The sequence below is a fragment of the Haladaptatus sp. genome, from assembly GCF_049589095.1.
Classification (GTDB): domain Archaea; phylum Halobacteriota; class Halobacteria; order Halobacteriales; family Haladaptataceae; genus Haladaptatus.
This window is the reverse complement of record NZ_JBAWAC010000235.1, coordinates 1-1,848: the sequence shown is the minus strand read 5'-3', so window position 1 is coordinate 1,848 and position 1,848 is coordinate 1. Positions and strand designations below refer to the sequence as shown.

Genomic DNA, 1,848 nt, shown 5'->3' with positions numbered 1-1,848 from the left:
CGGGAACGATGCGGGCGTTCGGAACGGCGACGCTCAAATCCGCCAACGCCGGGACCCTGTATCGGAACGTCCGCGAGGGGATGATCACCGAAATTATCTATCCACCACCCATCGTCGAAGCCGTATTGGAGTGGTCGCCGACGGCGGCCAAGAAGGGGTTGGAAGGGGGCAACCTCACCATCCTGATGCACGACGCGCTCCCGTGTGGACTCACCCTCTTCGACGACCGCGTCGCCCTCACGGGTTACGACCCGGATACCGGCATGTTACGGGCGGTCGTCGATACGAACTCCCCCGAGGCGCGGGAGTGGGCGGAAGCGCTCTATGAATCCTACCGGGACGAGGCCCGACCGCTCGGCCCCGACCTCCTCGAAGCGTAGTAACGGACGGCCGCGGTGAGGGCCTCGGACCAATACCGGGTTTGGCACTATCCGTGCAATCACTGACCCACTTGCAGGCCCTGCAAGCGACCCACCACGTGCAGTAATTTCACTAGATAGCTACATTTTCTCACGGCCTTTTTTTTCCATATGGGAGAGAATCATGGCGACAGAAAGTCAACCGGTAGACAAAGCGGTAATCGAGGAGTTCAAACGGCGTTCCGGCGGGGACGTGTTCCAACCGGACGACGGGACGGAGTACGACGAAGCGCGCGTTATCTACAACGCGATGATAGACAGGCATCCGCAGCTAATAGCCCGTTGTGACACCGTGGACGACGTGATCGCAGCCGTGGAGTTCGCCCGCGAAAACGAGATGGAGGTGGCGATTCGGAGCGGCGGTCACAACGGTGCGGGACTGGCGCTGGTGGACGACGGACTCGTCATCGACCTGTCGAACATGACCGATATCAGCGTCGATGCCGAGGAGCGGACCGCGCGCGTCGAACCGGGCTGTACGTGGGGCGACGTCGATGGGGCGACACACGAGGATGGACTGGCGACGGTGAGCGGCATCATCTCCACCACCGGCGTCGCCGGGCTTACCCTCGGCGGCGGTCACGGCTATCTGACCCGGAAGTACGGGCTGACCATCGACAACCTGCTCGGGGCGGACGTCGTGCTCGCCGACGGACGGCAGGTTCACGCCAGCGAGGACGAGCATTCGGATCTGTTCTGGGCAATCCGCGGCGGCGGCGGCAACTTCGGCGTCGTCACGGCGTTCGAATTCGAACTGCACCCGGTGGACACCGTCGTCGCCGGGCCGACCTTCTGGCCCATCGACGAACTCGAAGACACCATGCGCTGGTACCGCGAGTGGCTTCCGAACGCGCCGGAGGACGTGTACGGGTTCTATCTGATCGCGGAAGTGCCGGGGGAACCGTTCCCGGAGGAGATCCACGGCGAGAAGGTGTGCGGGCTGATGTGGTGTTACCTGGGTGACCCGGACGACATCGACGGCGTGCTACGACCCGCACACGACGTCGCCGAACCGCTGTTCGAACACGTCGGTGAGATGCCCTATCCGGCGCTCCAGAGCATGTTCGACGACCTCTACCCGCCGGGCGACCAGTGGTACTGGAAGGGCGACTTCGTCCACAACCTGACCGACGAGGCCATCGCCGAACACCGACGCTTTGCGGAGGTTCCGACCCCGCAGTCCGGGATGCACCTGTATCCGGTCAATGGCGCGGCCCACCGCCCCGAACCGGACGAAACGGCGTGGTCGAACCGCGACGCCACGTGGTCGATGGTCATCTTCGGCGTGGACGAGGACCCGGCGAAAAAAGACGAGATAACAGACTGGGCACGGGGGTACTGGGAGGCAACCCACCCGCACTCGATGGGTGGTGCGTACGTCAACTTCATGATGGAAGAGGGGAAGGATAGGGTCCGGACGACCTACGGG

2 protein-coding genes are annotated in these 1,848 nt (G+C 63.6%); both read left to right on the top strand.

Annotated elements, in window-relative coordinates:
* The coding region (locus WBV42_RS07745; protein WP_423985508.1) for a transcriptional regulator FilR1 domain-containing protein at positions 1 to 380 on the top strand (380 nt) is incomplete at its 5' end.
* Between the two features lie 163 nt (positions 381 to 543).
* Positions 544 to 1,848, top strand: a 1,305-nt coding sequence (locus WBV42_RS07740) for an FAD-binding oxidoreductase (protein WP_423985507.1), incomplete at its 3' end; no start/stop codon positions are given.